At 69.4% G+C, this 24,872-nt stretch carries 22 protein-coding genes and 2 riboswitches; of the genes, 6 read left to right on the top strand and 16 right to left on the bottom strand.

The window, feature by feature from the left end:
- The first annotated feature begins 47 nt into the window (after positions 1-47).
- Entirely contained in the window at positions 48-1,001 is a 954-nt protein-coding gene (gene dapD, locus AC1DG4_RS09170) for a 2,3,4,5-tetrahydropyridine-2,6-dicarboxylate N-succinyltransferase (RefSeq protein ID WP_477377113.1), read from the top strand.
- Here dapD and AC1DG4_RS09165 read toward each other — a convergent pair.
- On the bottom strand, positions 998-1,567 hold the full coding sequence (locus AC1DG4_RS09165) for a TetR/AcrR family transcriptional regulator (RefSeq protein WP_477377111.1): 570 nt from the start codon (positions 1,565-1,567) through the stop codon (positions 998-1,000). The genes dapD and AC1DG4_RS09165 overlap by 4 nt on opposite strands.
- Positions 1,568-1,706: 139 nt before the next feature.
- Here AC1DG4_RS09165 and AC1DG4_RS09160 point away from each other — a divergent pair, with 139 nt between their 5' ends.
- Positions 1,707-3,104, top strand: a complete 1,398-nt coding sequence (locus AC1DG4_RS09160) for an MFS transporter (protein ID WP_477377109.1) — start codon at positions 1,707-1,709, stop codon at positions 3,102-3,104.
- Positions 3,105-3,300: 196 nt separating this feature from the next.
- Positions 3,301-4,698 carry a DEAD/DEAH box helicase gene (locus AC1DG4_RS09155; RefSeq protein WP_477377108.1) on the top strand — a complete coding sequence of 466 codons (1,398 nt, stop codon included), beginning with the start codon at positions 3,301-3,303 and terminating at the stop codon, positions 4,696-4,698.
- An 84-nt stretch (positions 4,699-4,782) separates the two neighbouring features.
- Here the strand turns inward: AC1DG4_RS09155 and AC1DG4_RS09150 are convergent, their stop codons facing one another.
- From AC1DG4_RS09150 to AC1DG4_RS09125, 6 genes are all read right to left on the bottom strand, one after another.
- Positions 4,783-6,078, bottom strand: a complete 1,296-nt coding sequence (locus AC1DG4_RS09150; protein ID WP_477377106.1) for a citrate synthase — start codon at positions 6,076-6,078, stop codon at positions 4,783-4,785.
- Positions 6,079-6,222: 144 nt separating this feature from the next.
- Positions 6,223-7,335 (bottom strand): succinyldiaminopimelate transaminase, encoded by a 1,113-nt coding sequence (gene dapC / locus AC1DG4_RS09145; protein ID WP_477377104.1) that lies wholly within the window; start codon positions 7,333-7,335, stop codon positions 6,223-6,225.
- Positions 7,336-7,346: 11 nt separating this feature from the next.
- A complete protein-coding gene (gene fdxA / locus AC1DG4_RS09140) occupies positions 7,347-7,667 on the bottom strand; it encodes a ferredoxin (RefSeq protein WP_045272231.1) in 321 nt (106 codons plus the stop codon).
- A 9-nt stretch (positions 7,668-7,676) separates the two neighbouring features.
- Complete coding sequence (locus AC1DG4_RS09135) at positions 7,677-8,105, bottom strand: histidinol dehydrogenase (RefSeq protein ID WP_477377102.1); 429 nt, start codon at positions 8,103-8,105, stop codon at positions 7,677-7,679.
- Between the two features lie 9 nt (positions 8,106-8,114).
- Entirely contained in the window at positions 8,115-8,429 is a 315-nt protein-coding gene (locus AC1DG4_RS09130; protein ID WP_477377100.1) for an AzlD domain-containing protein, read from the bottom strand.
- Positions 8,426-9,181 carry an AzlC family ABC transporter permease gene (locus AC1DG4_RS09125; RefSeq protein ID WP_477377098.1) on the bottom strand — a complete coding sequence of 252 codons (756 nt, stop codon included), beginning with the start codon at positions 9,179-9,181 and terminating at the stop codon, positions 8,426-8,428. Before AC1DG4_RS09125 ends, AC1DG4_RS09130 begins: the two co-directional genes overlap by 4 nt.
- Positions 9,182-9,246: 65 nt before the next feature.
- Here AC1DG4_RS09125 and AC1DG4_RS09120 point away from each other — a divergent pair, with 65 nt between their 5' ends.
- Positions 9,247-9,795, top strand: a complete 549-nt coding sequence (locus tag AC1DG4_RS09120) for a helix-turn-helix domain-containing protein (RefSeq protein WP_477377096.1) — start codon at positions 9,247-9,249, stop codon at positions 9,793-9,795.
- 61 nt (positions 9,796-9,856) lie between these two features.
- Here AC1DG4_RS09120 and typA read toward each other — a convergent pair whose 3' ends face one another.
- The gene (gene typA, locus AC1DG4_RS09115; RefSeq protein ID WP_477377094.1) at positions 9,857-11,767 is read right to left on the bottom strand and encodes a translational GTPase TypA; all 1,911 of its coding nucleotides are present in this window, start codon (positions 11,765-11,767) and stop codon (positions 9,857-9,859) included.
- A gap of 103 nt (positions 11,768-11,870) precedes the next feature.
- On the opposite strand from typA, the gene AC1DG4_RS09110 reads away from it, so the two are divergent.
- Both AC1DG4_RS09110 and AC1DG4_RS09105 read left to right on the top strand, forming a co-directional pair.
- Positions 11,871-12,668, top strand: a complete 798-nt coding sequence (locus tag AC1DG4_RS09110) for a CPBP family intramembrane glutamic endopeptidase (RefSeq protein ID WP_477377092.1) — start codon at positions 11,871-11,873, stop codon at positions 12,666-12,668.
- 256 nt (positions 12,669-12,924) lie between these two features.
- Positions 12,925-13,899 (top strand): type IV toxin-antitoxin system AbiEi family antitoxin domain-containing protein, encoded by a 975-nt coding sequence (locus AC1DG4_RS09105; RefSeq protein WP_477377090.1) that lies wholly within the window; start codon positions 12,925-12,927, stop codon positions 13,897-13,899.
- 144 nt (positions 13,900-14,043) lie between these two features.
- On the opposite strand, the gene AC1DG4_RS09100 is transcribed toward AC1DG4_RS09105, so the two are convergent.
- The 8 genes from AC1DG4_RS09100 to gcvT form a co-directional block, all read right to left on the bottom strand.
- A complete protein-coding gene (locus AC1DG4_RS09100) occupies positions 14,044-14,619 on the bottom strand; it encodes a PH domain-containing protein (protein WP_477420212.1) in 576 nt (191 codons plus the stop codon).
- Between the two features lie 5 nt (positions 14,620-14,624).
- The gene (locus AC1DG4_RS09095; RefSeq protein WP_477377089.1) at positions 14,625-16,298 is read right to left on the bottom strand and encodes a dipeptide ABC transporter ATP-binding protein; all 1,674 of its coding nucleotides are present in this window, start codon (positions 16,296-16,298) and stop codon (positions 14,625-14,627) included.
- Complete coding sequence (locus AC1DG4_RS09090) at positions 16,295-17,239, bottom strand: ABC transporter permease (protein WP_477377087.1); 945 nt, start codon at positions 17,237-17,239, stop codon at positions 16,295-16,297. The genes AC1DG4_RS09095 and AC1DG4_RS09090 overlap by 4 nt, the downstream gene beginning before the upstream one ends.
- Positions 17,229-18,158: an ABC transporter permease gene (locus AC1DG4_RS09085; protein WP_477421189.1), complete on the bottom strand. Its 930-nt coding sequence runs from the start codon at positions 18,156-18,158 to the stop codon at positions 17,229-17,231. Before AC1DG4_RS09085 ends, AC1DG4_RS09090 begins: the two co-directional genes overlap by 11 nt.
- A gap of 174 nt (positions 18,159-18,332) precedes the next feature.
- On the bottom strand, positions 18,333-19,961 hold the full coding sequence (locus AC1DG4_RS09080; protein ID WP_477377085.1) for a peptide ABC transporter substrate-binding protein: 1,629 nt from the start codon (positions 19,959-19,961) through the stop codon (positions 18,333-18,335).
- A 195-nt stretch (positions 19,962-20,156) separates the two neighbouring features.
- A complete protein-coding gene (gene gcvP, locus AC1DG4_RS09075; protein WP_477377358.1) occupies positions 20,157-22,973 on the bottom strand; it encodes an aminomethyl-transferring glycine dehydrogenase in 2,817 nt (938 codons plus the stop codon).
- A gap of 56 nt (positions 22,974-23,029) precedes the next feature.
- On the bottom strand, positions 23,030-23,407 hold the full coding sequence (gene gcvH / locus AC1DG4_RS09070) for a glycine cleavage system protein GcvH (protein WP_477377083.1): 378 nt from the start codon (positions 23,405-23,407) through the stop codon (positions 23,030-23,032).
- Positions 23,404-24,510, bottom strand: coding sequence for a glycine cleavage system aminomethyltransferase GcvT (gene gcvT, locus AC1DG4_RS09065; RefSeq protein WP_477377081.1), 1,107 nt, complete (start codon positions 24,508-24,510; stop codon positions 23,404-23,406). The genes gcvH and gcvT overlap by 4 nt, the downstream gene beginning before the upstream one ends.
- A gap of 54 nt (positions 24,511-24,564) precedes the next feature.
- Positions 24,565-24,673: riboswitch (glycine riboswitch) on the bottom strand.
- 1 nt (position 24,674) lies between these two features.
- Positions 24,675-24,768, bottom strand: a riboswitch (glycine riboswitch).
- Positions 24,769-24,872 lie beyond the last annotated feature (104 nt).

Here is a 24,872-nt window from a genome sequence, read left to right as displayed (position 1 = left end):
CGCGTCATGAAGGGGAAGCTGGGGGCGGGGTTCGGTAGCGTGGAGGCATGACCGACGCGCGCAGGATCCACGGCTCCGGACTGACCACCATCGCCGGCGACGGCACTGTCCTGGACGCCTGGTTCGCCGAGATCGGCGCGGTCGCGCCGTCTGCGGGAGACCTCGCCGCCTCCGCCATGACCTTCGAGGCCCTCGCCGGTCCGGATGAGCGCCGCAACGTCACCGTCGAAGCGGTGCAGCTGTCGATCGACCTGGACGCCGCTCCGGCCTCCACCGCCGACGCCTACCTGCGCCTGCACGCGCTCTCACACCTCCTGGTGCGCCCCAACGAGCTGAACCTCGACGGCATCTTCGCGCACCTGCCGAACATCGCCTGGACCAGCGCCGGCCCGATGCTCCCCGCCGACGCCACGCGGCTGCGCCCGCTGCTGCAGCGCGCGGGGATCCAGATCTCCGGCGTGGACAAGTTCCCGCGGCTCACCGACTACGTGCTGCCGGAGGGGGTGCGCATCGCCGACGCCTCCCGGGTGCGCCTGGGCGCCCACCTGGCCCCTGGCACCACCGTCATGCACGAGGGCTTCGTGAACTTCAACGCGGGAACGCTCGGAGCCTCCATGGTCGAGGGCCGGATCTCGCAGGGCGTCGTCGTCGGCGATGGATCCGACATCGGCGGAGGCTCCTCGATCATGGGCACGCTCTCCGGCGGCGGCACGCATCGCGTCTCGATCGGTGCACGCACCCTGCTCGGCGCGAACGCCGGCATCGGCATCTCCCTCGGCGACGACTGCATCGTCGAGGCGGGGCTCTACGTCACGGCCGGCACCAAGATCGTGCTCGCCGACGGCGCACCGCTGGCCGACGGCGGCCGCCCCGTGGTCAAGGGCGCTGAGCTGAGCGGCGAGAACGGGATCCTGTTCCGCCGCAACTCGCTCTCCGGCGCCGTCGAGGCCGTGCGCCGCGCCGGTGTGGGCGTCACGCTCAACGAGGCGCTGCACGCCTAGGAGCGCAGCGACCCGATCGCGAGGCCGAGCACGCGGCGGCGCTGCTCCTCGTCGTCGTAGGCGACCGCGCTCACACCGGCGATGAGCTTGACGACGTCGGCGATCGCGACGTCCCCTTTGACCGCACCGTCCGCCTGCGCGCGCCGCAGCAGCGGCTCCCCCGCACCCAGCATCACGCCGCGGCATTCCGCGAACACCGACGACTCCCGATTCAGGCCGTCCAGCAGCACATGCTTGGTGCCCACGTACTCGATGAACCGGCCCAGCCAGGCCTCGAGCGCCGGCCACGGCGGCAGGTCGGCCACCTCGTCGGCGGCGTCCGCGAGCGCGGCGACCTCGCGGAGGTAGAGCGTCTCGATCAGGTCGTCCCTGGTCGGGAAGTTGCGGTACAGCGTGCCGATGCCCACACCGGCCCGGCGGGCGATGTCCTCGAGCGAGGCGCCGGACCCGTCCTCGGCGAACGCCTCGCGCCCTGCCGCGACGAGGGCGTCGAAGTTCCGCGCCGCGTCGGCGCGGCGCGGTCGCCGCTCCTCCAGCGTGGTCGTCGCCCGGTTCTGGCCGCCCATCGTGCCGTCCCTTCCAAAAAGTCTCGGAAAACCTCTTGCAAACCGGAGGGACCCTCCGGTAATCTCAATCCGGAGGCATCCTCCGTTCGGAGGTCTCCCTCCACTTTACCCCTCTTCTCCAGGCTCCGGAAGGGAACTCATGTCCCGCTCATCCACTTCGATCCTGGTCGCGATCGCCGTGGCGGTCTCCTCCATCGCACTTCTTCAGAACCTCGTCATCCCGCTCGTACCCCTGATCCAGGCAGAGTTCGGCGTTACCGCGGACGCGGCAAGCTGGACCATGACCGCGTGGCTGATCGCCGCCGCGGTCGCGACGCCCACGCTCGGACGCGTCGGCGACCTGCGTGGCCGGCGCACGACCTTCCTCATCACCCTGGGCGTCACCGCGGCCGGCGATGTGCTGGCGGCGGTCGCCCCGACACTCGAGGTGCTCATCGTCGCCCGCGTGCTGCAGGGCGTCGGCGGGGCGCTGTTCCCCCTCGCTTACGGCCTGCTGCGCGACGCCCTGCCGCGCGAGCGGGTGACCGGGGCGATCGGCGTGGTGAGCGCCGTGATCGGCATCGGCGGGGCCGCGGGCACGGTGCTCGCCGGCCCGCTGGCCGACCTCGTCGGCTGGCGCGGCACGTTCGCGGTGCCGTTCCTGGTGGCGGCGCTCGGCGCCTTCCTCACCCTCGCCACGGTCCGCGACAGCGGCGTCCGCGCACGGGGCCGGGTCAACACGCTCTCCTCCGTACTGCTCTCCGCCTGGCTCGTGGCGCTGCTCGTCCCGCTGAGCACCGCCTCACGCTGGGGCTGGACGTCACCGGCCGTGCTCGCGTTGTTCGGCCTCGCCGCTCTCGCGTTCGCCGCCTGGATCGTGTCCGAGCTCCGCGCGAAGGAGCCGCTCGTGGATCTGCGCCTGCTGGCCTCGCCCGCGATCTGGCCGGTGAACGCCGCATCGCTCCTGATCGGGGCCGGCGTCTTCGCGTTCTGGGGCTACCTGCCGCAGTTCCTGGAGCTGTCCACGTCCTCCGGCGGTGCGGGCCTCTCGGTGCGCGACGCCGGGCTGATGCTCGTCCCGATGCTCATCGGAATGAGCGGCGTCGGCTTCGCCACCGGTGCGCTGAACCGCATCCTGTCGCTGCGCACCCTGCTGGTGATCGGCTCGATGCTCATGGGCCTCTCCGGCGCATCCGCCGCTCTCGCGCACTCGGCGCCGTGGCAGCTGGCCCTGGCCGGCGCCGGCTTCGGCATCGGATGCGGACTGGCCTATGCGGCCTCCGCGGGAATCGTCGTGCAGAGCGTGCCGGCGGCGGTCACCGGCGTCGCGACCGGTGTGAACGCGAACCTCCGCACGATCGGATCCGCGATCGGCTCGGCCGCGACCGGCGCCATCGTGTTCGGCGCGGCTCCGCACGGCACCGGCTCCGGCTTCGCCACCGCCTGGGGACTCGTCGCCGTCGCCACGCTCCTCGCGGGCGCGATCGTCTGGGTGGTGCGCACCCGCCCCGCGGTCACCACCTCGGCGACCCCGCTCCCGGAGCTCGTCGACGCGTGAACCGAAGATCGGGGAATCCAGGGTAGGATGGGCGGGATGTCGGATCTTCCGGCATCTCGTCGCCATCCCGGATCCCCTGGATTCGATCCCTGGAAGCGGAGCCCTGCTCCCCCTCGCGATCCGGTTCTCGAGCGGCGACCTCTCGCGTCGAACAGACGCCCGTATGCGGCCGGACGATCCGGTCCAGGAGATATCCATGCCTACCTTCCTCGATCTCGGCGTGCCCGCCGAACTCGCCGCCGCGCTCGAAGCCGACGGCAAGACCGAAGCGTTCCCGATCCAGCAGGGCACCCTGCCCGACTCCCTCGCCGGCCGCGACCTGCTGGGCCGTGGCCGCACCGGCAGCGGCAAGACCCTCGCCTTCGCGATCCCGCTCGTGGCGCGCCTGACGGGCGCCAAGGCCCGGCCGCAGCACCCGCGCGGTCTCGTGCTGGCGCCGACCCGCGAGCTCGCCTCGCAGATCGCCGCGGTCATCGCGCCGCTCGCCAAGGCCGCGAACCTGCGCGTGACCACCGTCTTCGGCGGGGTGAGCCAGCGCCCCCAGGAGGAGGCGCTGCGCCGCGGCGTCGACATCGTGGTGGCCTGCCCCGGCCGCCTCGAAGATCTCATGAAGCAGGGTCTCGTGCGCCTCGACGAGGTGCGGGTCACCGTGCTCGACGAGGCCGACCACATGGCCGACCTCGGCTTCCTCCCCGGCGTGACCCGCATCATGAACGCGACGCCGAAGGACGGCCAGCGTCTGCTCTTCAGCGCCACCCTCGACAACGGCATCGACGTGCTCGCGCGCCGCTTCCTCCCCCGCCCCGCCAAGCACGAGGTGGACGAGTCCAGCGTGCCCGTGGGCGAGATGACCCACCGCGTGCTCGAGGTCTCCGACGCCGAGGCGAAGAAGGATCTCGTGCAGACCCTCGCGTCCGGCAGCGGACGACGCATCCTGTTCACCCGCACCAAGCACCAGGCCAAGAAGCTGGCCAAGGTGCTGACGACCGCGGGCATCCCGTCGGTCGACCTGCACGGCAACCTCTCCCAGGGGGCGCGCGAGCGCAACCTCGCCGCTTTCTCCGCCGACCCGGCGGACGGCGGAGTGCGCGTGCTCGTCGCCACCGACGTGGCCGCCCGTGGCGTGCACGTGGACGATGTCGACCTCGTCGTGCACGTGGATCCGCCCGCCGAGCACAAGGCGTACCTGCACCGCTCCGGACGCACGGCCCGTGCAGGCGCCGCCGGCACGGTCGTCACCGTCCTGACGCCCGAGCAGCGCCGCGATGTGAAGGACCTCCTGCGCAAGGCGAAGATCACCGCCGACATCGAGCAGGTCTCTGCCACCTCCCCCGCCGTCGGGGCCCTGGTCGGAGAGACCGCGGCCTACGTCAAGCCCGCCCCGGTGCAGCAGCCGCAGCGCCAGGCGCCCAAGAAGCCGGCTGCGCCGGGGCAGGCGCGTCACGGCCAGGGGCGCCAGGGCCAGGGCCGGCAGGGCCAGCAGCACCAGGGCCAGGCCCGTGCGGCGCAGCATCCGGCCACGGCCGGTGAGGCGCCCGCCCGTCGTCGCCGGCGTCGGTCGTCGCGCCCTCAGGGCACTCCGACCGGGCGCTGACGCCGCCGTACGCCCAGACACCGCACGCACAGAAGAGGGGGATCCGATCCGGATCCCCCTCTTCGCGTCTCTGCGGTGCGGCGCTCAGCCGCGACGGAACTCGCGCTCCGGAGCCCCCGTGTACAACTGCTGCGGACGGCCGATCTTGGTCTGCGGGTCGAGGTTCAGCTCGCGCCACTGCGCCAGCCAGCCCGGCAGGCGGCCGATCGCGAACAGCACCGTGAACATCCGGGTCGGGAAGCCCATGGCCTTGTAGATGACGCCGGTGTAGAAGTCGACGTTCGGGTAGAGGCGACGCTCCTGAAAGTAGTCGTCCGCGAGGGCGAGCTCCTCGAGCTCCTTCGCAAGATCGAGAAGAGGATCCGTCACGCCGAGCTCGGAGAGCACCTCGTCGGCGGCCGCCTTGACGAGCTTCGCACGCGGGTCGTAGTTCTTGTAGACGCGGTGTCCGAAGCCCATGAGCTTCACGCCGTCTTCCTTGTTCTTCACCCGCTCCACGAAGCGCTGCACGCTCTGACCCGAGTCGCGGATCTGGCCGAGCATCGTCAGCACGGCCTCGTTCGCGCCGCCGTGCAGGGGCCCGGAGAGCGCCTGGATGCCGGCGGAGATCGAGGCGAACTGGTTCGCCCCGGTGGATCCCACCAGGCGCACCGTGGAGGTGGAGGCGTTCTGCTCGTGGTCCTCGTGCAGGATCAGCAGCAGCTCGAGGGCCTTCGACATGACCGGGTTGATCTCGTAGGGCTCGCTGTGCACGCCGAAGTTGAGCTTGAGGAAGTTGTCCACGAAGCTCAGCGAGTTGTCCGGGTAGAGGAACGCCTGGCCGACGCTCTTCTTGTGCGCGTAGGCCGCGATCACGGGGAGCTTGGCGAGCATGCGCACCATGTTCAGCTCGACGTGCTCCGGGTTGTTCACATCCGTCTCGCCCTCGTAGTAGGTCGAGAGAGCCGCGACCGCGCTCGACAGCACCGACATGGGGTGCGCCGTGTGCGGCAGTGCGGAGAAGAAGTGCTTGAGATCCTCGTGCAGCAGCGTGTGCCGACGGATCTTCTCGTCGAACTCCGCCAGCTCCGCGGCGCTCGGCAGCTCACCGTAGATGAGAAGCCAGGCGACCTCGAGGTAGGAGCAGGAGTTGGCGATCTGCTCGATCGGGTAGCCGCGGTAGCGCAGGATCCCCTTGTCGCCGTCGATGAACGTGATCTCCGATTTGGTGGAGGCCGTGTTCACGAAGCCGTAGTCGAGACCGGTGTGGCCGGTCTGCCTGGTCAGGGTGGAGAAGTCGATGCTGGCGTGGCCGTCTGTGCCGTGCAGGATCGGGAACTCCGCGGTCTTGTCGCCTAATGTCAGCGTCGCCTTCGTAGGCCGCTCGCCCGCTGCGCTCACGCAGACCTCCTCATGCGTCCGTCTCGTGTGGGGGATGCGCGATCCGTGCCGGTGGGCCCGTGATCGCGTCGCTCATACAGCCTAGTCCGCGCACAGACCTACTGTGAAAACGACCAAGAGTGACGGTCGAGGCCCTGTGGAAAGCTACGAAACCATTCCGCGCAAGCGCACCGCGGCCGCTTCGATCCGCTCGAGCGGCGCCGTCAGCGAGAGGCGCACGTGCTGCGGAGAATGCTCGCCGTAGAACGGCCCCGGTCCGGCCAGGATCCCGAGGTCCGCGAGCGCACCCATGGACTCCCAGGCGTCACGGCCCTGGGTGACCCACAGGTAGAGGCCCGCTTCGGAGCCGTCGATCCGGAAGCCCGCATCGAGGAGCGCGGGCCGCAGCACGTCGCGGCGCTGCCGGTAGCGCTCCTTCTGCACCGCCACGTGCTCGTCGTCGCGCAGAGCGACGGCCATGGCGTGCTGCACGGGCGCGGGCGGCATGAGGCCGAGGTGCTTGCGGGCGGTGAGGATCTCCCCCACCACGCGGGCGCAGCCGGCGACGAACGCGGCACGGTAGCCGGCGAGGTTGGACTGCTTGCTGAGCGAGTAGACGCTCAGCAGACCCGCCCTGGTTCCTCCCGTGACGCGCGGGTCCAGCACCGAGGGCACGGGCTCGCTCGCCCACGGGCCGTCCCAGCCGAGTTCGGCGTAGCACTCGTCGCTCGCGAGGATCGCACCCAGCTCGCGCGCCCGGCTCACGGCCGCGGCGAGCTCGCCGACGCTCCAGGTGCGCCCGTCCGGGTTGCCGGGGGTATTGATCCAGATGAGCTTGGCGCCCTCGGGCCAGAGCGCGGGATCGTCCTCGCTCACGACCGTCGCGCCGACGACCTGCGCGCCGACCGCGTAGGTCGGGTAGGCGACGCGCGGCTGCACCACGATGTCGCCGGCGCCGAGTCCGAGCAGGGTCGGCAGCAGCGCCACGAGCTCCTTGGAGCCGATCGTGGGCATCACGTTGTCCACGCGCAGGTCGGGCACGCCGCGGCGCCGTGCGTACCAGTCCACGATGGCCTCGCGCACGGCAGGGGTGCCGACCGTCTGCGGGTACGAATGCGCGTCGGTCGCCTCGGTGAGGGCGTGCCGGATGATCTCGGGCGTGGGATCCACCGGGGAGCCGATCGCGAGATCGACGATGCCGTCGGGGTGCGCAGCCGCACGCTCACGGAACGGGGTGACCGCGTCCCAGGGGTAGTCGGCGAGATCGCGGACGGACATGGCGGCGGCCGCTACTCGCCCTGCGGCGGGAGCACGGCGATGACCGGGTGGTCGTGGTGGATCACGCCGACCTTCGCAGCCCCACCCGGGGACCCGATCTCGTCGAAGAACTCGACGTTCGCCTTGTAGTAGTCCGCCCACTCCTCGGGGAGGTCGTCCTCGTAGTAGATCGCCTCCACGGGGCAGACGGGCTCGCACGCGCCGCAGTCGACGCACTCGTCGGGGTGGATGTACAACGATCGCTCACCCTCGTAGATGCAGTCCACGGGGCACTCGTCGACGCAGGCACGATCCTTCACGTCGACGCAGGGAAGAGCGATCACATAGGTCACGGATCCAGTCTACGACCCGTTGGCGGACCCTTCTCCCGCCACCCGGGCCAGGGCCGCCTGCTCCTGCTGGAGACGGCGGATCCGCGAGAAGTCCGGCCAGGCGGCGACCAGGAGCACCATCACGGCGACCGTCCAGGTCCAGGTCACGCCCAGCAGATCGTTCGGGACGATGACCGAGCCGCCGGGTCCGCGACCCGAGATCACGACCATGCCCAAGAGCATTCCGAGACCCGTCGCGAGCGCACCCCAGCGGTCGTGCAGCAGCAGCCGCACGGCGAGGAGCATCCCGCCGCACGCGACCGCACCGAGCACAAGGCCCACCCAGGGCAGCCCCCAGACGGAGGTCGCGTGCGTGACCGTCGCCGCGAGACCGAACACCGCCCCCACCACGAACAGGGCCACCCATGACAGCGCTCTGCCGAGCCACGATCCACGCACGGTCCGAGCTTACGCGGCCCAGCCTAGGAGCCGCAGGAGAGCCGCGACGACCGCGGCGGCGATCACCACGACAAGGAACGACTGGCGCAGCAGCAGAAGCCCTGCCGCCACGAGCAGCGCGGGCACCCTGGCGTCCACGACGATGTGCGGGCCGGCGGCGAGCGTCTGCACCGCCACGAGGGCGGCGAGTAGAGCGACGGTCAGCAGATCGGTGATCCGCGCGGGTCGCGGCGCCTCGAGCACCGACGCCGGCACGAGATAGCCCGCACCCTTGAGGGCCAGGCAGCCGATGGCCGCCAGCAGCACGGCGTTCCACAGGGTCATCCCGCCTCCTCCCCCTGCGTCCGGGCGGCGCTCTTCGGCGCGAACCAGTTGAACCAGCCGACGACGACGGCGACGAACGCCGCGACGAGCACCGGAAGACCGGGGATCAGCACGGGCGTGAGCACCGTGGCGACGGCGGCCGCCGCGATCCCGACCGCGATCGCCTGGCGACGGCGCAGGCGCGGCCACAGCAGCGCGAGGAATGCGGCTGCGGCGGCCGCGTCCAGTCCGTAGGTCTTCGGATCCCCCAGCACGTCGCCCAGCAGCGCGCCGAGCAGCGTCGTCAGATTCCAGCCGAGATAGATCCCGACGCCCGTGATCCAGAATCCGACGCGGCGCGCCCGTGGCGAGCGCTGTGCGAGCGACACCGCGGTGGACTCGTCGATCGTGAACGGAGCGGCGAGACTGCGCCGGACGAGCCCTCGACCGATCACCGGCGACATCCGCATGCCGTAGGCGACGTTGCGCACGCCCAGCAGCAGCGCGGACGCGATCGCGGCGGGTGCGGCGGCGAGCCCGCCGGCCCCGATCACGCCCACGAACGCGAACTGCGATCCGCCGGTGAACATCACCAGACTCAGCACGCAGGTCTGCCAGACGTCGAATCCGCTGGCGACCGCGAGCGCGCCGAAGGAGATCCCATAGGCGCTCGTGGCGAGGACGACCCCGAGCGCCTCGCGACGCGCCACGCGCACCTCGGTGGCGGCGTCGTCCTCCGGGCCGCTCTCGATCGTTCGCTCCGCTGAACGCATGACGATCATTCTGAACAAGGGCAATTCGTTTGTCAAGGCGAACGATCGTTTGGAATACTGGCCGCATGGATGACCTCCGCGCGCGCATCTCCCGGTCCCTGCGTCGAGAGCGCGAGGCCGCCGGAATCTCCGTCTCCGAGCTCGCTCGTCGCGCCGGCGTGTCCAAGGCGACGGTGTCGCAGCTGGAGAGCGGATCCTCGGGCCCCAGCGTCGAGACCCTGTGGGCCATCGCCGACGCGCTGGGGCTGCCGTTCGCCGCCTTCGTCGAGGAGCGCACGAACGCCCCGACCCTGATCCGCGCGGGCGAACACGCCGGGGTGCCCTCGGCGGCAGCGCCGTATCTGGCGACGCTCATCGCGGCCTGTCCCCCCGGCGCCCGCCGCGACCTCTACATCATCCAGGCGGAGCCGGGCGAGCCGCGTCGCTCGCAACCGCACCACATGGGTACCACGGAGCACGTGGTGCTGATCAGCGGCCGCGCCCTGATCGGCCCCGCGGACGCCGCCGAGGAGCTCCAGCCCGGCGACTACCTCTCCTATCCCGGGGATGCATCGCACGTGTTCGAAGCCCTCGAACCCGGCACCTCCGCGGTGCTCATCTCCGAGCTGCGCTGACGGCCCGCACGCGAAACGGCCCGCCTACCGGAGCAGACGGGCCGTTTCGATCGGACGCGGATTACGCGTTCGCGTCCTGGCGCTTCAGGCGCGCGGTCTCACGCGCACGGGTGGTCTGATCCAGCGCCACCTTGCGGATGCGAACGACCTCGGGGGTCACTTCCACGCACTCGTCGTCACGGGCGAACTCGAGGCTCTCCTCGAGCGTCAGCAGGCGCGGGGGCGTCATCGACTCGAAGGTGTCGGAGCTCGCGGCACGCATGTTCGTGAGCTTCTTCTCCTTGGTGATGTTCACGTCCATGTCGTCGGCGCGGGAGTTCTCGCCGATCACCATGCCCTCGTAGACCTCCTGCGTCGGCTGAACGAAGAATGACATCCGCTCCTGCAGGGCGATCATCGCGAACGGCGTGACGACGCCCATGCGGTCGGCGACGATCGAGCCGTTCTGACGGGTGGTGATCTGACCGGCCCACGGCTCGTAGCCGTGCGAGATCGCGTTGGCGATACCCGTGCCGCGGGTCGTGGTGAGGAATTCGGTGCGGAAGCCGATCAGGCCGCGCGACGGGACGACGAACTCCATGCGCACCCATCCGGTGCCGTGGTTCGACATGCCCTCCATGCGGCCCTTCCTGGCCGCGAGCAGCTGGGTGATCGCTCCGAGGTACTCCTCGGGCGCGTCGATCGTGAGGTGCTCGAACGGCTCGTGGGTCTTGCCGTTCACCTGCTTCGTGACCACCTGGGGCTTGCCGACGGTGAGCTCGAAGCCCTCACGACGCATGTTCTCGACGAGGATGGCCAGCGCCAGCTCACCGCGGCCCTGCACCTCCCAGGCGTCAGGACGTCCGATGTCGACGACCTTGAGCGAGACGTTTCCGATCAGCTCGCGGTCGAGGCGATCCTTCACCATTCGCGCGGTGAGCTTGTGCCCCTTGACCTTGCCCATGAGGGGCGAGGTGTTCGTGCCGATGGTCATCGAGATGGCCGGGTCGTCCACGTGGATCTGCGGCAGCGGGCGCACGTCCTCCGGGTCGGCGATCGTCTCGCCGATCGTGATGTCCTCGAAGCCGGCGATCGCGACGATGTCGCCGGGGCCGGCGCTGTCGGCCGGGTAGCGCTCGAGCGCGCGGGTCTTCAGCAGCTCGGTGATGCGGGCGTTGCTGGTGGTGCCGTCCGCACGCACCCAGGCGACGGTCTGGCCCTTCTTCAGCGTGCCGTTGAAGACGCGCAGCAGCGCGAGGCGGCCGAGGAACGGGCTGGAGTCGAGGTTGGTGACCCAGGCCTGCAGAGGAGCCTCATCGTCATAGGACGGCGCAGGGACGTGCTCGAGGATCGCCTCGAACAGCGGCTCGAGGTCGTCGTTGTCCGGCAGGTCGCCGTTCGCCGGGCGAGTGCGCGAGGCGGCGCCGGCGCGACCGGAGGCGTACACGACCGGCACGTCGAGCAGCGCGTCCACGTCGAGATCCGGCACGTCGTCGACGAGGTCGGACGCGAGACCCAGCAGCAGGTCGTGGGCCTCCTCCTCGACCTCGGCGATGCGCGCGTCGGGGCGGTCGGTCTTGTTCACCAGCAGGATCACCGGGAGTTTGGCCTCGAGCGCCTTGCGCAGCACGAAGCGGGTCTGCGGCAGCGGGCCCTCCGACGCGTCAACGAGCAGGACCACGCCGTCGACCATGGACAGACCGCGCTCGACCTCGCCGCCGAAGTCCGCGTGGCCGGGGGTGTCGATCACGTTGATGGTGATCGGGGTGTCGGTGTGGACGCCGTTGTACGTGATCGCCGTGTTCTTGGCGAGGATCGTGATGCCCTTCTCACGCTCCAGGTCGTTGGAGTCCATCGCGCGCTCTTCGATGTGCGCGTGCTCGCCGAAGGATCCGGTCTGGCGGAGCATGGCGTCGACCAGTGTGGTCTTGCCGTGGTCGACGTGCGCGACGATGGCGACGTTGCGGAGATCGGAACGGAGGGCGTGCGCCATGAAGGGATCCTATGCAGCTGGGGTTTCGCCCGGGATTCCGGACTCTTCAGGATACATCACCGCTCCTGGACGTCCTCTGCAGGGCGACGCGTACGCTCGTCGCATGAGGATCGCCCTGCCGCTCGCCCCGCCGGATGCTCCGCCCGGGAAGCGACTCGGCGGGGAGATCGCGATCGTGCTCGCCCTCGGACTCGGCCAGTCCGCCGTCTACGCGATCGTCCAGCTCCTGGATCGTCTGTCCCGCCCGACGCCTCTCGCGGACCAGACGGCGACGCTGAACCCCTCGCAGTCCGACCGCGAGCTGTTCGACTTCCTCTATCAGGTGCTCGGGATCGGGTTCTCCGTGGTCCCGGTCCTGCTGGTCTGCTTCCTGCTCTGGCGACCGGCACCTCCGCACCTCGGCGCACTGGGCCTGAACGGCACACGCGTGGGTCGCGATGCCGGCCAGGGCGTCGGGCTCGTCCTGGCGATCGGGATCCCCGGCCTCGCGCTCTACCTCGCGGGTCGCGCGTGGGGCATGTTCGTCGCCGTCGACCCGGGCCCCCAGAGCGGCTACTGGTGGACGATCCCGGTGCTGCTGCTGTCCGCCGCGCGCGCCTCCGTTCAAGAGGAGTTCGTGGTGCTCGGCTACCTCTTCGCCCGGCTGCGCCAGCTCGGTTGGGGCCCGTGGACGATCATCCTCGCCACCTCCGTGCTGCGCGCGAGCTATCACCTGTACCAGGGGCCGGGCGCGTTCATCGGCAACCTCGGCATGGGCCTGCTGTTCGGCTTCCTGTTCCTGCGCACCGGCCGGCTGCTGCCCTTCCTCGTCGCACACTTCCTGATCGACGCCGCGGTGTTCGTCGGCTACCCCTGGGTCGCCTCGACGTGGCCGGCCCTGTTCGGACTGCCCTCGCACTGACGCGGGGCTGGCGGGTGGCCGGGTCGGGGCTGGGCGGCCGGGTCGGGTGGCCGGGTCGGGGCTGGGCGGCCGGGTCGGGTGGCCGCGAGACCGAACCTGCGTCCCGAGACCGGCGATGAGAACGTCGGTCTCGGGACGGAGGTTCGGTTTCGCGGTCAACAACGGCTCGCCCTGCACAGGCGCGGGATCCGAGACGTTGTGCACGGGCTTCGTGGAAGGCCCGCACACGGCGTGGCCGCGGGCCAGGATCGGGGCGATGACCACCATCACTTCCGCCGGATCCCTCGCACAGCACACCATCTCCCCTGCTCCCATCGAGCTGCTCAGACCGAGCGGTTCGGTGAACACGAGTCTGCTGAATCGTGCCTGGCATCGCGGCGAGGTCATCCGGATCCTGCCCGGCGTCTACGCCGATTCGCGGACCTGGCGGGAGCTGCCGCGGTGGAGCCGGTACCTCGCACAGGTGCACGCGGTAGCGGTGAAGGATCCGAGGAGCGTCTTCTGCGGAGTGTCGGCTGCCGCGCTTCACGGCGTCTATCTCGGTCGGGTCGACGAGCCGGTTCATGTGCTCGAGCCACTCGGATCCAGTCGGATCGCGGGCAGGGTCCGCGTGCACACCGGTATCCGGGAGCGCGCCGTCGTGGAGCTCGACGGCGTCCTGGTCACCGGGATCCCGGACACGATCGTGGATGTCGCCCGGTCTGTGGCACCGATCGAGGGTCTCGCGTACGCCGACGCGCTGCTGCGCCGCACACGGTCACCGAATCCGGATCAGCTGCGGGCCATCAATGAGAGCCGGGCGACCTCCCGCGGACGCAGGAACGCGCGGTGGGCCCTCGATCGCGTGTCCGGTGTGCCCGAAAGCCCGCTCGAGTCGCTGAGCCTCGGCATCATCGAGCTCGCCGGATTCGAGCTTCCCGAGCTGCAGGTCGAGTTCCGTCTGGACGGATTCGAGGACCGCGCGGACTTCTACTGGCCGAGCCGCAGACTCATCGGCGAGGCGGACGGTCAGCTCAAGTACGACGGAACCCTCGAGGATCCGACCGCCGCGATCCGGGACGAGAAGCAGCGCGAGTCCCGCCTGCGCCGCCAGTCCTCGGGCCTCATGCGCTGGGGGTGGACCGAGATCCGGGACTTCGACATCCTGGTCAGGATCCTCGCCAACGCCGGCGTTCCCCGCCCCCATCGCCGCGACGCCGCCCTGCTCGCAACTCTCCGCGATCTGGCGTGAACACCGTTCGCGAGCCCAGGCGCTCCAGGCGCGGGCTTCGCGAAGCGCGCGGGAGGCGCGAGACCGAACTTGCGTCCCGAGACCGCCGATGAGAACGTCGGTTTCGGGACGCAAGTTCGGTCTCGCGGTCTACGAATGTCCCGGTCAGCGGGTGACGGCGACGGCGACGGCGGCCCAGGCGACGATCGCGACCAGGGCGCCTATCGTGGGCCAGTCCCAGCTGCGGCGGATCGGGGCGTCGACGCCCTCCCCCACGGTTCGGGCGACCCGCTCGACCGCGGTCTCCCAGCGGGTGCGCACCTCCGTGAGGGTCTGCAGGCTCTGCGGCACCTTGAGCTCGCCGGAGCGCCGGCTCAGCCGCGGCGACTGCACCCGGCCAGGTCCTCCCCAGCACGCCAGCTTCTTGCCGTCGTCGAGGGTGAAGTCCAACTGCCAGCGCAGATCGAGCTCGGACACCCGGTGCCAGCCGAACGCAGTGCGGCGCAGGAAGTTCTGCACCGTCGCGCCCTCCTCGTCGACGCGCACCATCGAGGCCACGCTGATCACGTAGATCAGCCACAGGACGAGCAGCACCCACGGCGCGTACAGGAGCATCTGCGCCCAGCTGCCGCGCACGACCGCGTCGCCGAGCAGGAAGACGGCCAGAACCGCGCACACCACCAGAACGGCGATGCCCGTGGACGCGCGGTAAGTCCGCACGCCCACGGGCATCTGATCCATCGAACTCACGCGCCGCGACCACCCAGGGCGATCGAGACGCCGGGGATGGCCTGGAGCAGCCGCTCCGTGTACTCCTGCTGCGGGTTGGCGAAGATCTCGTCCACCGTGCCTTGCTCGACCAGCTTGCCCTTCTCCATCACGCAGACCATGTCGGCCGCGACGCGCACGACGGCGAGGTCGTGCGTGATGAACAGGTACGTGAGGTCGAGCTCGTTCTGCAGCTCCGCGAGCAGCTTCAGGATCTGGTCCTGCACCAGCACATCGAGCGCGGAGACCGCCTCGTCGAGGACGACGATGTCGGGCTTGAGCGCCAGAGCACGCGCGATCGCGACGCGCTGGCGCTGACCGCCGGACAGCTCGTTCGGGTACCGCGTGGCCAGCTCGGTCGGCAGCGAGACCTGGTCGAGCAGCTCCAGCACGCGCGCGTGCCGCGAGGCCTTGTCGCCGACGCCGTGGATGTCCAGCGGCTCCGAGATCGTGTTGCCGATGTTCCGCAGCGGATCCATGGATCCGTACGGGTCCTGGAACACGGGCTGCATGCGGCGGCGCAGCGCGAGCGTCTCCCGGCCCGACAGATCGGACACGTCCGAGCCGTCGATCAGGATCGATCCGGAGGTGGGATCCTCGAGCTTCAGGACCATCTTCGCGACGGTCGATTTGCCCGAGCCGGATTCGCCGACGAGCGCCAGCGTCTTGCCCTTCGGGATGTCGAACGACACGCTGTCGACAGCTCGGAACGGAACGCTGCGGAACTGCCCCTGACGGATCTTGTAGTCCTTGGTCAGGTCCCGCACGGAGACCGTCGGCGGGATGCCGGCGATGTCCTCGCTCGTCTCGATGCCGCGCTTCTCGGCGACGGCCTGGATGCGCTGCGACGCGATGCTCGGCGCCGCGGCCACGAGCTTCTTCGTGTACGGGTGCAGCGGGTTCTCCAGGATCTCCCGGCTCGGCCCCGCCTCGACGATCTCGCCGTTCTGCATGACGATGATCTTCTCGGCGCGCTCGGCCGCGAGTCCCAGGTCGTGCGTGATCAGCAGCACCGCGGTGCCCTTCTCCTGCGTGAGCGATGCCAGGTGATCCAGGATCACGCGCTGCACCGTCACGTCGAGCGCCGAGGTGGGCTCATCCGCGATCAGCAGCTTCGGGTCGGCCGCGAGGCCGATGCCGATCAGCGCTCGCTGGCGCATACCGCCGGAGAACTGGTGCGGATACTGGTGCAGGCGCTTGGCCGCATCAGCAAGACCGGCCTGCTGCAGCACCTCGATCGCGCGCGCTTCGATCTCCTTGCGCCCGGTGGCGAGACCGTTCGCACGGATCGCCTCCTTGACCTGGAAGCCGATCGACCACACGGGGTTGAGGTTGGACATCGGGTCCTGAGGAACGTAGCCGATCTCGCGTCCGCGGATCCTCTCCATCTGTCCTTCGGTGAGCCCGGTCAGCTCCTGACCGTCCAGCGTGATGCTGCCGGCGGTCACGTGCCCGGTGCCGGGCAGCAGGTTGACGATCGCGGATGCGGTCGTGGACTTGCCCGAACCGGACTCGCCCACGATGGCCAGCGTCTCCCCCGGGTACAGCTCGAGGTTGATCCCGTGCAGCACCTCCTTCGATCCCTTCTGGGAGTCGAAGGCGACCTTGAGGTCGCGGATCCGCAGCAGCGGAGTGTCGGTCGATGCACTCATCGGCGCGCCCTCGCTCTCGGGTCGAGGGCGTCTCGCACGAGCTCGCCCAGCATGATGAACGCGAGCACCGTGACGGTCAGCGCGATCGAAGGATAGATGAGGGCCATCGGCGCCACCCGCAGCGACTGCTGCGCCTGGCTGATGTCGTTGCCCCAGCTCATGGTGTCGCTGCCGAGTCCGACGCCGAGGAACGACAGCGTCGCCTCGGCGACGATGGCGGCGGCGAGGCTCAGCGTGGTCACGACGAGCAGCGGCGCGATCGCGTTCGGGATGACGTGCGCGATGAGTGTGCCGAACCGGGACTTGCCCAGTGCTCTGGACGCCATCACGAAGTCGGCTTGTCTCACCCGCAGCACCTCGGCGCGGACGACACGGGCTGTGGAGGCCCATGCGAACCCACCGATCGCCAACGCGAGGGTGAACACGTTGCGGAACTGCGCGAACACGCTCATCACGACGACGGCCGCGAGGATGTAGGGGATCGAGAAGAAGATGTCGCCGATGCGGGACAGCAGACCGTCCAGCCACCCGCCGTAGAAGCCGGCCAGGGCGCCCATGACGAGACCGATGACGGATCCGATGAGCGTCGCGATGATACCGACCGAGACCGAGGTCCGCGCGCCCCACACGGTCCGCGCGTAGATGTCGCAGCCCTGGAACGTGAAGCCGAGCGGATGCCCGGCGGTCGGACCCCCGTTGGAATCGGACAGCTGGCAATCGCTGTTCGGCGGGGTCTGCGTGAACAGCGTCGGCCAGACGGCCATCAGCAGGATGATGAGCACGATGACCACGGAGACCCAGAACATCGGCCGACGCCGCATGTCCGCCCAGGCATCGCGCCACAGGTTCGAGGGCTTCTCCGCGATCTTGACCACGTCGACGGCGATCGTGCCGTCCTGGATGGGAGCGACGTAATGCGTCGCGCTGGTGTCACCGGACATAGCGGATCCTCGGGTCGAGCAGGCCGTAGAGCATATCGACGACCAGGTTGACGAGCACGTAGATGATCACGAACACCGTCACGAAGGAAACGACCGTCGAGCCCTCGTGCTGTCGAATGGCTTGGAAGAGAGTGTTGCCGACGCCGGGGATGTTGAAGATGCCCTCGGTGACGGTCGCGCCCACCAGCAGCACGCCGAAGTTGGTCGCGGAGTTGGTGATGACCGGGATCAGCGAGTTGCGCAGCACGTGCACGGGAATGACGCGGCGCCGCGGCAGTCCCTTGCTGTACGCGGTGCGCACCCAGTCCTGGTTGAGCGTGTCGATGACGGAGCCGCGCATCAGGCGCATGCTCACCGCGTACAGGCTGAGACCCAGCACGATCGCCGGCAGCCACATGTCGCCCCAGTCGTTCGTCGCGCCGACCGTGGGGCTGAACCACTGCAGTTTGACGGCGAGGAAGTACTGCGCCAGGAACGCGATGACGAAGATCGGCAGCGAGATGAAGAACAGCGACAGCACCAGCATCGAGTTGTCGAAGATCTTGCCCTTGCGCAGCGCCGAGAACGTCCCGATGATGATCGCGAGCGTGAACTCGATCCCGATCGCCATGACCGCGAGACGACCCGTCACCGGCAGCGTCGCCGCGAGCACGTCGTTCACGGAGCGGCCGGAGAACGTCGTCCCCATGTCGCCGCGGAAGATGCCGGTCAGGTAGTACCAGTACTGCACGATGAACGGCTGATCGAGGTGGTACTGCGCGACGAGCGCGTCATGCAGCTGCTTGCTCGGCTGCTTGTCRCCGAAGAGCGCCGCGATGGGGTCGCCGGGCATGGCGAACACCAGAAAGTAGATGAGCAGGGTGGCCYCGATGAAGACCGGGATCACCTGCAAGAGGCGTTTGAGGATGTAACCGACCACATTCGCCCTCCCTCCAGATGAGGAGGCGTCTCGGGTACCCGCACGATCGGTGCGGGCGTGACGCCTCGTTGAGAGAATCGTGTCACGTGTTCGACGTGCACGACACTGTTTTCGACAGCGCGCGAGGCGGTGACGTGGTCGTCACCGCCTCGCGGGTGTGATCCCTGGGGCTGATCAGCCCTTGGTGATCTCGTAGTACAGCGGAACCGAGTTCCACCCGAACTGGACGTTGTTCACGCCCTTGGCGAAGCCGCCGTTCACGTTCGAGTACCAGAGCGGGATGGCCGGGAGGTCCTGGAGCAGCAGCTCCTGGGCCTGGGCGTAGTCCTTCGTGGCCTCCGACTGGTCGGTCGCCGAGGCGCCCTTCGAAACCAGCTTGTCGAACTCGGGGTTCGAGTAGTCGGTGTCGTTCGAGGACGCCTTGGTGCCGTAGATCGGCTGCAGGAAGTTGTACTGCGCCGGGTAGTCGGCCTGCCAGCCGGTGCGGAACGCGGTCTGGATGGTGCGTGCGTTCACGTCCTTGCGGAGCGCGGCGAAGTCGACGTACGGGTTGCCCGACGCGTCGATGCCGAGGTTGTTCTTCAGCTGGTTCGAGACCGCGTCGACCCAGGCCTGGTGCGAGGAGTCGGAGTTGTACGCGATCTGGAACTTGCCGGACCACGGCGAGATCTTGTCGGCCTGAGCCCACAGGTCCTTCGCCTTCTTGGCGTCGAACTTCAGCACGTCGGCGCCCTTGAGGGAGTCCGACCAGCCCGCGATGACCGGCGAGGTGAAGTCGCTGGCCGGGGTACGGGTGTTGTTGAAGATCGTCTTGGTGATGGCAGCGCGGTCGATCGCCATGGAGATCGCCTCGCGACGCAGCTTGCCCTCGTCACCGGTGAAGTGCGCGGCGTTGCCCGGGATGGAGAACGACTGGAAGATCGCGGCCGGCTGGTTGACCGCGCGGTCGCCCAGGTCGGACTCGAACGTCTGCTGCGCGGATGCCGGGATCAGGTCGATCACGTCGACCTTGTCGCTCTGCAGGTCGGCGTACGCGGCGTCGGCCGTCGCGTAGAAGATGAAGTTCACGCCGCCGTTCTTGGCCTGACGTCCACCCTTGTAGGTGTCGCTCTTCACGAGGTCGAGCTCGACCTTGTGCTGCCACGCGCCGGCCTTGGCGAACTTGTAGGGTCCGTTGCCGATCGGGTTCTCGCCGGCCGTCGCCATGTCCTTGAGGGACGCCTCAGGCAGCGGGTAATAGGCCGAGTAGCCGAGGCGCTGCGAGAAGTCCGCCGCGACGGGGTTCGCGAGCTTGATCGTGAAGGTGTAGTCGTCGACCTTCTTCAGACCGGTCAGCTCGGAGTCGGCGGAGTCGCTGAAGCCCTCGATGTCGCTGAACCAGGACTGGTTGAGCTGCTTGTTGGAGAACTTGGCGCCGTACTGCCAGGCGTTGATGAAGCTGTCGGCCGTGACCTTCTCACCGTTGGAGAACGTGTTGCCCTGCTTCACCTTGACCGTGAGGTCGGTGGCGTCGTCGACCTTGATCGAGTCGGCCATGTCGTTGACGAGCTTGCCCTTGGCGTCGTAGTACGCCAGGCCGGCGAAGAGCGAGTCGAGGATCTTTCCGCCGCCGACCTCATTGGTGTTGGTCGGGATCAGCGGGTTCTCGGGCTCGCTACCGCTGACCTTGATGACGGTCTTCGAGTTACCACCGGCCGAGGCGGTGGAGTCTCCGCCGCCGGACTTGCTGGAGCAGCCGACGAGGGCGAGTGCGCCCACGGCGAGCAGCCCGATACCCGCGAGGGCGATCTTGTTGCGCTTCACGTTGTGTCCTCCTGTGGACAGTTGACAGCAATCTGCGCACTCGTCGTCGAGTGCTCAGGGATAACTGAGCCTAACCGCCAATCCACCGATCGCACGAATGCGTACCGTTAACCGTTATTCACTGGTGACCTGAGACGACGAGGCGTCCTGGGAACGCTCCCAGGACGCCTCGTCGTCTGTCGGACCGCGCCGATGCTACAGCGCGAACGCCTCCACCGGAGGGCAGGCGCACACCAGGTTGCGATCGCCGTAGGCGTTGTCGATGCGACGCACGGGTGGCCAGTACTTACCCGCGATGAGGGCGTGCGTGGGGTAGGCCGCCTTCTCCCGCGTGTAGGCGTGGTTCCATTCGCCCATCAGCAGCGACGCCGCCGTGTGCGGTGCGTGCACGAGCGGGTTGTCGTCGGCCGGCCAGACGCCCGCGGCGACCTCGTCGGCCTCCGCCCTGATCTGGATCATGGCCTCCACGAAGCGTTCGAGCTCGCCGAGGTCCTCCGACTCCGTGGGCTCCACCATGAGCGTGCCCGCCACGGGGAACGACATGGTCGGCGCGTGGAAGCCGTAGTCGATGAGGCGCTTGGCCACGTCGTCGACCGTGATCCCGGTCGCCTCCTTGAGCGGACGCAGATCCAGGATGCACTCGTGCGCCACCCTGCCCTGCTCCCCCGAGTACAGCACGGGGTAGTGCTCTCCGAGACGTGCGGCGACGTAGTTCGCCGCGAGCACCGCGGCCGCCGTGGCGTCACGCAGCCCGTCGGCGCCCATCATCCGCACGTACGCCCACGAGATGGGCAGTACGCCGGCGGATCCGTACGGCGCCGCAGAGACCGGGCCGCCCTCGAAGACGTGGCCGCCCGCGTGCGCGGTGCGCTGCGCCTGCGGGTGACCGGGCAGGAACGGCGCGAGATGCGCCTTGGCTCCCACCGGTCCCACGCCGGGGCCGCCGCCGCCGTGCGGGATCGCGAAGGTCTTGTGCAGGTTGAGGTGCGAGACGTCGCCGCCCAGGTCGCCGAACCGCGAGTAGCCGAGCAGCGCGTTCAGGTTCGCGCCGTCGATGTACACCTGACCGCCGGCCGCGTGCACCGCCGCCGTGATGTCGAGCACGTCGTGCTCGTACACGCCGTGCGTGGACGGGTAGGTGATCATGAGCGCGGCGATCTCGTCGGCGTGCTGCGCGATCTTCGCGCGCAGGTCGTCGAGGTCGACGTTGCCCAGCTCATCGGTCGCGACGACGACCACCTTCATACCCGCGAGCACCGCGGACGCCGCGTTGGTGCCGTGCGCGGACGACGGGATCAGGCACACGGTGCGGTGATCGTCGCCGTTCGCGAGGTGGTAGCCGCGGATCGCGAGCAGGCCGGCGAGCTCGCCCTGCGATCCGGCGTTCGGCTGCAGGGAGACGGCGTCATAGCCGGTGACGTCGGCGAGCCACGCCTCGAGCTGGTCGATCAGCTCGAGCGAGCCCTGCACGTCRGCCTCAGGGGCGAACGGGTGCAGCTGCGCGAACTCGGGCCAGGTGATCGCGGCCATCTCGGTCGCGGCGTTGAGCTTCATCGTGCAGGATCCGAGCGGGATCATGCCGCGGTCGAGCGCGTAGTCGCGGTCGGCGAGGCTCTTCATGTACCGCATCATGGCGGTCTCGGACCGGTGCGCGTGGAACACCGGATGCGTGAGGTACTCGTCCTGGCGGGCGAGGGCCGCGGGCACGCTCGTGACCGGGATGTAGGCGAACGAGCCCTCCCCCGCGCCGAAGACCGTGGCCACGGCGAGGATGTCCTCGTAGGTCGTCGTCTCATCGGCGGCGATGCTCACCGTGTCCGCGTCGACGGGGTTCAGCAGGATCCCCGCCGCGTGCGCGTCCGCGACGACCGCGTCCGCCCGGCCGGGGATGCGCACCGTGATCGTGTCGAAGTAGTCCGCGTGCACGATCTCGGCACCGGCCTTCTCCAGCTGCGTGGCGAGGAAGCGGGCCTTCGACGCGACGCCGGAGGCGATCTCCTTGAGTCCCTCGGGGCCGTGGTAGACCGCGTACATCGACGCCATGACGGCCAGCAGCACCTGCGCGGTGCAGATGTTCGACGTGGCCTTCTCACGACGGATGTGCTGCTCACGGGTCTGCAGCGCGAGGCGGTAGGCGGGATGGCCGTCCGCGTCCTGCGAGACCCCGACGAGGCGGCCGGGCAGCTGACGCTCCAGCCCCGAGCGCACGGCCATGTAGCCGGCGTGCGGGCCGCCGAAGCCCATCGGCACGCCGAAGCGCTGCGTGGTGCCCACGGCGACGTCCGCGCCGAGCGAGCCCGGCGAGGCGATCAGCGTGAGCGCGAGCAGATCGGCCGCGACGACGGCGAGGCCGCCGGCGAGGTGTGCCGCGTCGATGACCGCGGAGGGGTCCCAGATCCGCCCCGAAGCGCCCGGGTACTGCACGAACACGCCGAACAGATCCTCGGGCAGGCTCTCGCCGCCCGCGAGATCGCGCTCGATGAGCTCGATCCCGAGCGCCGACGCGCGGGTGGCGAGCAGGGCCTTGGTCTGCGGCAGCGCATCGGCGTCGACCACGAACGTGTGGGACGCGGCCTTGGATCCGCGCCGCGCGAGCAGCATGCCCTCCGCGACGGCGGAGGACTCGTCCAGCATCGACGCGTTCGCGGTGTCGAGGCCGGTGAGCTCCGAGACCATGGTCTGGAAGTTGATCAGCGCCTCCAGGCGCCCCTGCGAGATCTCCGGCTGGTACGGCGTGTAGGCCGTGTACCAGGACGGGTTCTCCAGGATGTTGCGCTGGATCACGCTCGGCGTGAGGGTGCCGTAGTAGCCCAGGCCGATCATGGGGCGGTTCACCGTGTTGCGGTCGGCCAGCGAGCGCAGCTCGGCGACGGCTTCTGCCTCGCTCGCCGCGGCCGGCAGCACGCCGAAGCGATCGGCGTTCGAGCGGATCGAGGCGGGGACGGCCTCGCGCATGAGCGCGTCGACGGGACGCTCGTCGGCGCCGTAGGAGATGCCGATCGCGTCGAGCATCGTCCGCTGGGTGTCAGAGGTCGTGCCGATGTGACGGTCGAGGAACGCGGTCACTCTCAGCCCTCCGTGTGGGCGACGTAGGCGTCGCGGTCGAGGAGACCGTCGACGGCACCTGCCGCGACCGAGACCTTGACCAGCCAGCCGCCCTCGAACGGGGCGGAGTTGACGAGCGACGGGTCGTCGATGACGGCGTCGTTGATCTCGAGGACCGTGCCGTCGACCGGCGCGTAGAGCTCGGAGACCGACTTGGTCGACTCGGCCTCGCCGAAGACGTCGCCCCGGCTGAACGACGTGCCGACCGCGGGCAGCTCGACGAAGACGATGTCGCCGAGGGCGTCGGCGGCGAAGTCGGTGATGCCGATGGTCGCGGACTCGCCGTCCACGGCGACCCACTCGTGCTCTTCGCTGTAGCGCAGGGTGTTCAGATCGGTCATTTCTTCCTCCGGTAGAAAGGCAGGGCGGTGATGGACGCGGGGATCTTGGTTCCGCGGACGTCGAGGAACAGGGGGACGGAGCCGTCGGCGACCGCGGGGTCGACGAAGGCCATGGCGATGGGGTGGCCGAGCGTGGGGCTCAGGGCGCCACTGGTGATCTCGCCGACCACTGCGCCGTCCTCGGTCACGACCGCATACTCGGCGCGACCGGCACGGCGGCCCTCCGCGGCCAGCCCGACAAGCACGCGCGCACCCTCCGCAGGAGTGGTGCCCTCCTTGCCGACGAAGCTCTCCTTGTCGGAGACGACGACGCGGCCGAGCCCGGCCTGGGCCGGCTTCGTCTCGCGGTTCAGCTCGTGGCCGTAGAGCGGCATGCCGGCCTCGAGGCGCAGCGTGTCACGCGCGGCGAGGCCCGCAGGGACGAGCCCGTGCGCTGCGCCGGCGGCGACGACCGCATCCCAGAGCGCCGCGGCGTCGTCCGCCGCGACGAGCATCTCGAATCCGTCCTCGCCGGTGTAGCCCGTGCGCGCGAGCAGCAGCGGCTTGCCGTTGTAGCCGGCGGACGCCCACGCATAGTACTTCTGCTCCGCCCAGGGGATCGAGACGTCCTCGATGCCGGGGGTGCCGGCGAGGATCGCCTCGGCGTTCGGCCCCTGCACCGCGATGAGCGCGTAGTCGTCGGAGACGTCTTCTACGACGACCTCGCGGTCCGTCGTACGGGCGAGCAGCGCCTCGCGCACGGCGTCGCGGTTGCCCGCGTTGCTGATGATGAGGAAGTCGTCGTCCCCGAGCCGGTAGACGATGACGTCGTCGATGATCCCGCCGTCTTCGGCGAGCAGCAGCGAGTACTTCGCCTTGCCCACGGCGAGCGCGGAGAGCCGGCCGGCCAGCGTGTAGTCGAGGTAGTCCCCCGCGCCGGCGCCGACGATCGTGAACTCCGCCATGTGGGAGATGTCGAAGATGCCCGCGCTCTCGCGCACCGCGTGGTGTTCGGCGAGGTCGGACGTGTAGCGGACCGGCATCTGCCAGCCGCCGAAGTCGGTGAACGAGGCTCCGAGCGCCTCGTGGCGCTCCCGGAGGGGCGTGTAGCGGGGGTCTGTCATGGAGCTCTCCCGTGCGTATCGGTGAGGATCCGCGCGGCGCGCGGATCCGAGAACTCCCCCTCTGTCATGAGCCTGAGAGCTTCGCCCGCGCGCTTCGAGAGGGCGCAGAGCTTTCACCGTCGGCGGATCCCGACGGTGAAGTCGGAATCGCTTTTCAGAGCGGCCGGGTCTGCGCGGTGCGGTTACCTGAGAGATTGGCGGGGAGGCTTGCTCCTTCGGTGTCCGGCTGCGATCACCGGACTCTCCCGCGCGGACCATGCGGCCACGTGTTCAATTGTGCGCGCTCATCCTATCGCGACAGGGGCCCGTGGCGGCAGCACCGCGAAGACCCGCGTCCGCACGTCGTCATGTCATGAAGTCGC

This window comes from Microbacterium sp. 05N427, assembly GCF_056397105.1.
This window is presented reverse-complemented; position numbering and strand designations above follow the sequence as displayed.